Consider the following 8,820-nt stretch of genomic DNA (forward strand, 5'->3'; position numbering starts at 1 on the left):
ATATGCAGAGTCCTCCTTTTTATTTGGGAAGCTCTGCTCTTGTTAATTTAATTATGACCAAGGCAAAAGTCTAGTGTTTCATTTTAAAACACACTTATATAATGTATGGGTTTTGAAACTACTTCTAAGGTTTTAAGATAGATACTATGGTTTTTTAAGATAAAGATACATCCCATACAACCCCACCCCTGTGGACTGACCAGTCCACAAAAAAAGGCGCGATCCTCAATTCCAACCATCATTCTTCTCTGTTCAGTAGTGTTTTGTTCTTTATATTAATTGAACAGGTATTCTATTTCATGTTAGACGTTTTAATTTCATGTCTCTATGAGGAGGGGTTGATGAAACGGTTTAATTTTGCCGGGGTTGCTCTATTAACAGCAGTGGTGTTCATTTTCACTGCACAGGCACAAAGAATCCGGGTACAAGGAAATAAATTCTTCCTGGGCGATAACCAGATTTTCATGCTGGGTGCCAATACTCCATGGAATAACTGGAATGAGTTCGGACAGAATTTTAACTATAACTGGTGGAACAGCCATTTTAAGGCGATGCACGATTCAGGGCTTAACTGCACCAGGGTATGGATAAGCTGCAACGGCGATAACCCCTCTCCCGGTATCGATGCAACCGGGAAAATCCAGGAACCCACATCACAATTCTGGACTCATCTGGAAAGTCTCTTTCAAATCGCAGAAAACAATGAAATTTACCTGATGCTGGCACTGATCTCCTTTGATCATTCAAAAGAAGAAAACAACAAGGCTACAGAGTGGCGTGCAATGTACAATAACGCCGGAAACCGTCAGTCCTTTGTTGATAATTACGTCATACCACTTCTCAACCGGTTCGGGGATAACCCCTATTTCTGGTCAATCGATGTGGGAAACGAACTGGACTGGGTTCATGAAAATGATGGAGTAGATATCAGCAATGTTTTTGATCTGGTCGCAAGGGTAGCAAATGCAGTACATCAGAACAGCGAGGTGCTGGTGACACTTGGAACCGGTGCAGGTCCCAAGTATTTAAGTCCCACTTACGGTAAAAACCGTTACTCCGATGCGGAGCTTCAGAAGCTGCAGCCCGGAGCATATCTGGATTTTTATAACAATCACTACTATGACTGGATGAAAGAATGGTTCAGCACCCCGTTTGAAAATGGCCCGTCAAGCTGGGAGATTGATGAGAAACCCTGTGTGATAGGAGAATACGCTGCCATAGGACATGGTGCCGGCTACAGTCCAGCAGAATGCCTGCAGAAAGCAGTAGCTCTCGGATGGCAGGGAGTCATGCCATGGACATCCAATGGTGTGGATGATAACGGCAGTTTAAGCAACTTCGGAAGCGCTTTCAAGACCTGGAGTGATGCCAACCATGATCTTGTTTTCCCACCAAAGACCGTAAATCCTGGTCCCTTCACACTTACCATCAATCAACCTCAGGGCGGATCTATCACGGTTTCACCACAGAAAGACCAGTACAACAGAGAAGAAGAGATTACACTCACGGCAGTTCCAAATGAGGGAAATGAGCTTTTAAGGTGGTCTGGTGATGCAAGCGGGACTACTGCACAGATCACAATCAAGATTACCCGTAATATGACAGTATCTGCTTTCTTTGCCTCAGCAGGTGAACTTGTAAGAAACGGAACATTCGATAATGATGCCACATCATGGAGCCTTGGCAAGGGTGAAGGGTATGGGAACTCTGCCGCAAGTGCCAGTGTTGTCGATGGCAGGTATGTGGTAGAGATAACAAACGGAGGAACAGAGGAGTGGCATGTGCAGGTTGTTCAGGCAGGGATGAAACTTGAGGCCGGACGGTCATACGTGTTCTCCTTTGATGCCGGTTCTACCGCAGAACGTTCGATGTTTGTGGCAGTGGGAGAAGCCGGAGGAGAATACACCAAATTTTTCCAGCAGACTGTAACAATTACAACCCAGGTGCAGCCGTTCTCTTTTGAATTTACTGCTTCGGCATCATCAGACAATGTCAGAGTCGAATTCAACATCGGGAAGTCAACTGCCGGATTATCACTTGACAATGTATCCCTGAGGTTCGCCGATATTTCACCTGTGCGTTACTCAACAGATTCCAGGCAGAAAAGCAGAGGAATATCCTGCAGCATGCAGAGAGGGATTCTTCATATAAAAACAGGCATTACCGGAAACACTTCCCTTGAGGGATTCTCTCCGGATGGCAGGCTGGTTTTCAACTGGAAGGGAACAACAGCAGACGGATTTATTTCGATTCCTTTGAAAGGGAAAGTTCCTCAGGTGGTATTTCTGAAGGGTGCAGTGGACAATCAGACCAGATTTACTCAGAAGTTGATCATCCAAAAATGAGTGTTTTGCTGCAGGGAATCCGATTGTAAAATCGGATTCCCATTTCTCAGAGATGCCACTGTACCGGAAAAAAGTAAAAAAAGGGACGGACTATCTTTTTGCTTTTTTCTATCACCCTACCCCAACCGGAACAAACCGGGGAAGAAAACTCTTCGGTCCTTAATTCATCTCCGGGGTGAATTAACAACTAATTTAATCGATTAAGTCACCATTTCACCCCGGAGGTGAAATAGGGAAAGCTCGAAAAGGGCAAATACTCAGTTCCCCATCGGAAAAAAGTAAAAAAAAACAAACTCTCTTTTTGCTTTTTTCGGCGAGCTTCCTCCGATTACAATACAATTCCGATCTCGATTACTATGCTAAAAAGGCAGGAACAAAAGAAGCCAATCTGATCTATTAAGCTGAAGTCTCACACCCAAATCACATAATTCCCTGTTTCCCCTGTTTCCTCTTCTCCCCGCACCTCTGAGGTCTCTCAAGAAACCCTCTTTTTTCCCTCTATTACCTCCTCAACCGCATCCCTTAAAAATTCCCTGTTATAGTAATCCTCATCTGTCACCTCCCCGTTCCAGACCACAATATCCAGGTCTATCACCCTGGGGCCGAATTTGTTGGCAGATTTTACTCTTCCCATCTCCTTCTCTATCCCTTCCAGTACGCCCTTTAATTCCTCACAGGAAAGATCTGTCGCAAGAAGAACTGCCCCGTTTAGAAAATCCGGCTGATCAAGGAAACCAACAGGAGATGTAAAAGCAAAATTTGAAACCGCTTCCACGGAGAATCTCTCCCCGAGTATGGTCAGGGCTTTACTTACATTTTGCCGTGGATCTATGTTGGACCCTATTGATACCACCGCCCTGTTCATCTCTCCCTTTCAGCGCTTATCTTCACAGAAACTGAATCCGCCTGGCTTAGAGCGTGAGGTTTGTCTATCTTGACAGTTGCACTTACCACTCTCTCATCACTCATCACAACCCCCAGAATATGATCCGCAAGCTTCTCAAGCAGTTTAAATGAAGTACTTTCGACCTCACGCCTGATCCTGTTTTTCAGTGCCCTGTAGTCAACGGTGTCATTGAGTTCATCCGATTCAACAGCGGCAGTCTGGTCAAAATCAAATGTGATATTTATGATGATATTCTGCTTCTGCTGCTGCTCCCACGTATTCCATCCAATCGTGGTCTCAAGAGAAAGGTTTGAGATGTGAACTGTCGCAAATGACTTTTTTACTCTCATCTGTGCTCTCTTTTCTGTTAAATAAGCCCCATAGTACCCGCAAATAATTTACCAATTCCTCTGTTTTATGGCAAGAAGGTTGCTGCGATTCGATTTAACAGAGTATTTCCAATAAACCTTCCAGGGAGGTACTATGAACAGATCCCGTTTTCTTCCCCTTCTCTTTGTGTTCTCTCTTGTCTTCACCACTTCAGCCCAGATCCATCGCTGGAGAGGTGACAGTCTGCCCACCAATCTAATCCTTCGTCATTACCTGATGGGTGGAGTGTCATGGATTGATGTGGATCAACTCAATTCAAGGCTTGACGGGCTGGATCTCACAGGCTTCTCCAGTTATAACCTGTCACTGGGTTATGGATGGGACATGATCTATGATCGTGTGATGACCGGGGGGAATATCGAGGCGCTTCTGTGGAGAAAAAACAGTGATGATGGTACAAGAGCCGGGTTCTGGGCAGGACGTATCAACATAAACACCGGTTTTCAGGTGCTGTCACAGGAAAACCTCTTCCTCTACCCAATTCTGGGACTCGGTCTTGGAATTGCCAGTCTCTGGGTAGGTCCTGATCAGGTACCTTTCGGAACCGCCGTCAACAGCCCTTCACCAGACAACCTCTGGCAGTTTTCCATCGTGATCAATCTGGGAGCAGGTTTCGATGTTAAGCTTCCTGCCTGGAGAAAGTTTAACAACTCAATTGTGGGAATAAGGGCAGGTTATTTCTTTGATCCGGTCAGAAGCACAGACTGGAGAAAGGGCGGCTCAGAGGTAACAGGTGGTCCGGATGTAAATCTTCAGGGACCATATATCCAGGCTATTCTGGGTAAAGGTGTAACCTGGCCTCATCAAAGCCAGTAATAGTGGTGCCGTTTCCAATCAGTAAACACATATTAGTTACACAGGAAAAACCTGTTTTCCCGGACCGGGCAGTCCGGGAAAGGATCATACAGAAAAAAGTGAAAGCAAAGGGACATCAAGGGCCCTTTGCTTTACTATTGTCTTATCTGCTGAAAAAACTTTTTCTGCCGGGCATCCTGATTACAGGGGTGAACTCCGGAACGCCGTTTTTGACGAAAAAGAAGGGTAAATTTATCCTGATCCCCTCTATTTTCTTTCCATTTGGTTTCATTTCCATCTCTGAGCTTGTGTCCGCGTAAGTGTTTATAATTTTGACATAGGATTCCTTAGGCTGTACCCCGATCAGGGCATAGAGTGCTTTTTTATTCTTGACGAAAACCACAAAGGGAATTCCGGTTACATTAAAAGCAGCGGTTATCTGGGGAAACTGATCGGTATCAACTTTGTACATCGTGACCTTGGAGCGGTTCTCCCGCGCCACTTCATCCAGAGTTGGTGCAAGTACATGACAGGGCATGCACCAGTTGGCGAAGAGATCAAAAGCGATAAGCTGATTACCGGAGTTTTCTATGATGTTATTGAACTGATCCAGGGAAGTGATAGGCTGAACCGGCTCATCCATGGTGCTGTCGCTTTTTATTCCCGAACAACTTATACAGGCAATTACCGGCATGGAAAAGAAAAAAATAAGAAGAGTGTTTAGGTTTTTCATTGTTCCTCCTTGACGAGGTCTGCCATCCTGAGGAACGCTTTCGTAAAGGCCGTCGTATTTTTGCGGATTTCGAAGTCGTTCTTCAGGCTATCAGCCTGAGCTTGACCGTGTCGCGAATGTTTTCGCTCCTTTGGTATTAAAATCGCAAAAGACAGACCAAATGCTATACGGATAAGAAATGCGCTTAAATCAGGCCCGGTAAAACTGTTAATTTCCCAAATGTGTATCCTTTTCATTTATATTTCTGTATGTAGGAAACAATTTACTCAGGATTTAAGTTTAAGGCTGTTTGAATTTGGCTCCTGAAATCTGAACCTGGGTATTGTTTAACAGTCTCTCTCATTTCAAGGAGGTTTTGTGAAACGCTATATCTGTAACGCATGTGGTTATGTGTATGATCCGGAAACAGGTGATCCCGACAGCGGGATAGCTCCTGGAACAGCCTTTGAAGATCTCCCTGATGACTGGGTATGTCCTCAGTGTGGTGTTGGCAAAGATGAGTTTTCACCGGAAGACTGAAACTATCAACAACCAGGATCATTTTGAACCTTAATCGTTGTGCAATCGTCATTATCGGAGCATCGGGAGACCTTGCCAGGCGCAAGCTGCTCCCGGCTCTCGATGCCCTCTTTAAAGCGGGTAAACTCGGAAGAGACTGCCTCATTGCCGGATCTGGAAGAACCCACTACACCGATGAAAAATTCAGGCAAAGGTTCGATGTCTCCGATGAGTTCAGGAAAATTCTATTCTATCATCAGTACATCCCAGGTCTCCGGGAATTCCTGGCCTCAAAAGGGAGCTTCTCCAAGGTGGTCTTCTTCCTCGCCCAGCCCCCACTTGCCTACGGTCCCACAGCAAGGGAGCTGGCCGCTGAGGGTTTTGGCAGGGAGGCATCGATAATTATAGAGAAACCCTTTGGCTACGATTTTGCCTCCGCACGAGCCCTCAACAGCGAACTTGTATCCTGCTTCGACGAATCGCAGATTTTCAGGATCGATCACTATCTGGCAAAAGAAGCGGTTCAGAATATAATGGTTTTCCGTTTCGCCAATCAGATCTTCTCATCTGTCTGGAACAGCAGGTATGTTGAATCGATTCAGATAAGCGCTCTGGAGAGGGCAAGGGTTGATGAGAGGGGAGCTTATTTTGACACAGCCGGAATAGTCAGAGATATGATCCAGAATCATCTTCTGCAGTTGCTCTGTCTTGTTACCATGGAGGCGCCGGTAAGCCTTGACCCCGATGACATAAGGCATCAGAAGGTCTGTGTTCTGCGCTCATTGAAAGTGGAGGAGTACAGATTTCATCAGTACCAGGGCTATTGCGAGGAAAAGGGTGTCAGCAGATCATCTGAAACTGAGACTTTCGCAGAACTGAAACTCTCTATCAACAATCTTCGCTGGGCAAGAACTCCGGTCTATATCAGATCCGGAAAAGCGGTTCATCGGAGCGGTACCGAAATCGGTATCCGCTTCCACTCTCTTCCAAAGATTCTTTTTAATAAGGACGGCACCATTCCTCCAAACCAGATTATCTTCAAGATTCAGCCGGCAGAGGGAATAATAGTGGATATTTCCACAAAAGAGCCTGGAACGGATGAGCAGATCACACAGAGCTACATGAACTTCTGCTACAGGGATTCTTTCCAGAGCGCCTCCCCTGAGGCCTACCAGCGCCTTCTTTTAGATGCCCTGAGGGGGGACCATACTCTCTTTGTCAGCGCTGCAGAAACTGAGCACGCCTGGCTTGTACTCAAAGATATTATCAATAAAGACAGTCAATTTACATACACACCAGGGAAACTTCCCGAAAGCAAATTAGATGTGAACTGGATCGATTTCGATAAATATGCTCATCTCTGCTCCTGATTTTTATTGAGGGTACGAGAGTACGAGAGTACGACAGCACGACAATACAATTGTACTCCAATGCATGTAAAAACCCAATAAATCGGGGTAAATAGAAAACAATGAAACTTCATTTTCTTACAAGCCCGGCTAGAGGTGGCATTAATGCCGCCTCTTTTTTTTCCCCCGATTACGGGGCCCAAGAACAAAATGGAAATCCGCTGTATAAATATCGTTCTTCTTCCACCAGTAAAGATTAAGAAGCCAGCCAACCTTACCCGACTTGTAACAGTTTCCCGCAGTGCACTGCACTATGTCAACACAGAGGGGGTGGTGGCCACCTTCGCTAAGAAGCTACGGAGGGGCTAAAGACAGGGGGAGACCTCCACCTTATCTCTTTAAATTCAATCATCATACTCCGTAATCTGTATAAAAAAGAACCAATGCTGTCGTACACATTTTGTGTACTGAAAATCTTAAATACTGTATTTTCCTGCCTTCGAATTATTAAATTTCAACTATAAATATTCAAACACAGGAGACAGTTATGGTAAAAGCCTCATGCTGGCTGTTGATTTCCGGATGCATTGTGCAGCTTCTGGCACAATCGGTTGATGCGCCCTATGAAGTCGGTACCTGGCAGGGATTCCGTTCTGCTGCGGTGACCTATACTTTTGATGATCAGTGCGCAAATCAGTTTACGCATGCGGTGCCGCTTTTTGATGCAAAGGGCTTTAAAGCCACATTCTATCCGGTAATCAACTGGGGGGTGGACTGGAACAAGCTCAAGGCACTTGCGGCAAACGGCCATGAGATTGGAAGCCATACCATGTCTCATCCGGATCTCTCCGGTTCTCAGAACCAGGAGAGTGAACTGAGAGAATCAAAGGCCGAGACCAACAGACAGATACCTGGAAATCAGTGTATTACAATCGCCTACCCGTACTGCAATGCCGGCACGGTCTCACTGGTCAGCAAGTACTACATAGCAGGAAGGACTTGTCAGGGGCAGATTGAATCGAAAACTCCTCAAAACTTTTACGGTATCAGCTCCATAACCTGCGGCTCTCAGGGGACTACTAAGTCCCTGGAAAATCTCAATGAGAGAGTCAATGAGGCTGCGAATTCCAACGGATGGTGTGTTTTTCTGGTGCATGAGGTAAACAACGGCAACGGATATTCACCCATTGCAGCATCAGCGATAGAAGGTAACCTGAATTATCTCAGCCAGAATAAAGGGAAATTCTGGGTCTCCACATTCAGCAATGTTGTTCGTTACATTAAAGAGAGGAACGCTGTTCAGATTAGAAGCGTTCCATCTGAGACAAACCGTTTCATCCTCAGAGTAACCGATAACCTTCTGGATTCAATTTACAATTATCCGATTACGATCCGCAGGCCAATTCCCGCGAACTGGGATACGGTCATTGTAAGCCAGGATGAGGTCACAATCGAATCATCTGTCATTACAGTAAATGGGAACAGATATGTAATGTTCGATGCAGTGCCTGATAAAGGTGATATAGTAATAGCCCCTGCCTTAACATCGGTTCAGAACAAGCTCTACAGTAATGAGAGTCATACATCCGATTTTGTAAAGAGGATGGCAAGTGGTCTTCAGATCGATACCAGATCCTTTTCCGGTTCCAAACTGAAAGTGAACATTGCAGGACTTGACGGGAAAATAATCAGAACATATTCAATTGACAAAGAAAGTACCGTAAAGATTTTCCTGCCACAGGGTAAATTGAAACGATCATCTTTCATTGTGCAGGTTACAGACGGCAGTAAAACCGCTTCACAGGTGTGTATCGCGATTGATTA

8 protein-coding genes are annotated in these 8,820 nt (G+C 45.3%); 5 read left to right on the forward strand and 3 right to left on the reverse strand.

Translation table 11 applies throughout. The features are described 5' to 3' along the window. Positions 1 to 341 precede the first annotated feature (341 nt). Positions 342 to 2,345, forward strand: coding sequence for a hypothetical protein (locus GX089_07780; GenBank protein ID NLP02377.1), 2,004 nt, complete (start codon positions 342 to 344; stop codon positions 2,343 to 2,345). A gap of 475 nt (positions 2,346 to 2,820) precedes the next feature. Here the strand turns inward: GX089_07780 and folK are convergent, their stop codons facing one another. After that, on the reverse strand, positions 2,821 to 3,210 hold the full coding sequence (gene folK, locus GX089_07785) for a 2-amino-4-hydroxy-6-hydroxymethyldihydropteridine diphosphokinase (protein ID NLP02378.1): 390 nt from the start codon (positions 3,208 to 3,210) through the stop codon (positions 2,821 to 2,823). Continuing rightward, positions 3,207 to 3,581 (reverse strand): dihydroneopterin aldolase, encoded by a 375-nt coding sequence (gene folB, locus GX089_07790; GenBank protein ID NLP02379.1) that lies wholly within the window; start codon positions 3,579 to 3,581, stop codon positions 3,207 to 3,209. The genes folK and folB overlap by 4 nt, the downstream gene beginning before the upstream one ends. A gap of 133 nt (positions 3,582 to 3,714) precedes the next feature. Between folB and GX089_07795 the strand changes: the two genes are divergently transcribed. Next, positions 3,715 to 4,437, forward strand: coding sequence for a hypothetical protein (locus GX089_07795; protein ID NLP02380.1), 723 nt, complete (start codon positions 3,715 to 3,717; stop codon positions 4,435 to 4,437). Positions 4,438 to 4,579: 142 nt separating this feature from the next. On the opposite strand, the gene GX089_07800 is transcribed toward GX089_07795, so the two are convergent. Beyond that, positions 4,580 to 5,149 carry a hypothetical protein gene (locus GX089_07800; GenBank protein NLP02381.1) on the reverse strand — a complete coding sequence of 190 codons (570 nt, stop codon included), beginning with the start codon at positions 5,147 to 5,149 and terminating at the stop codon, positions 4,580 to 4,582. A 357-nt stretch (positions 5,150 to 5,506) separates the two neighbouring features. Between GX089_07800 and GX089_07805 the strand changes: the two genes are divergently transcribed. The 3 genes from GX089_07805 to GX089_07815 form a co-directional block, all read left to right on the forward strand. Then, complete coding sequence (locus GX089_07805; GenBank protein NLP02382.1) at positions 5,507 to 5,668, forward strand: rubredoxin; 162 nt, start codon at positions 5,507 to 5,509, stop codon at positions 5,666 to 5,668. Positions 5,669 to 5,691: 23 nt separating this feature from the next. After that, positions 5,692 to 7,017 carry a glucose-6-phosphate dehydrogenase (NADP(+)) gene (locus tag GX089_07810; protein NLP02383.1) on the forward strand — a complete coding sequence of 442 codons (1,326 nt, stop codon included), beginning with the start codon at positions 5,692 to 5,694 and terminating at the stop codon, positions 7,015 to 7,017. 526 nt (positions 7,018 to 7,543) lie between these two features. Next, on the forward strand, positions 7,544 to 8,820 hold a 1,277-nt coding region (locus GX089_07815; GenBank protein NLP02384.1), incomplete at its 3' end, for a polysaccharide deacetylase family protein.

The sequence above is a fragment of the Fibrobacter sp. genome, from assembly GCA_012523595.1.
GTDB lineage: Bacteria > Fibrobacterota > Chitinivibrionia > Chitinivibrionales > Chitinispirillaceae > JAAYIG01.

Coding starts and splice junctions, on each gene's coding strand:
- GX089_07780 (NLP02377.1), top strand. CDS start 342: ATGAAACGGTTTAATTTTGCCGGGGTTGCTCTATTAACAGCAGTGGTG.
- folK (NLP02378.1), bottom strand. CDS start 3,210: ATGAACAGGGCGGTGGTATCAATAGGGTCCAACATAGATCCACGGCAA.
- folB (NLP02379.1), bottom strand. CDS start 3,581: ATGAGAGTAAAAAAGTCATTTGCGACAGTTCACATCTCAAACCTTTCT.
- GX089_07795 (NLP02380.1), top strand. CDS start 3,715: ATGAACAGATCCCGTTTTCTTCCCCTTCTCTTTGTGTTCTCTCTTGTC.
- GX089_07800 (NLP02381.1), bottom strand. CDS start 5,149: ATGAAAAACCTAAACACTCTTCTTATTTTTTTCTTTTCCATGCCGGTA.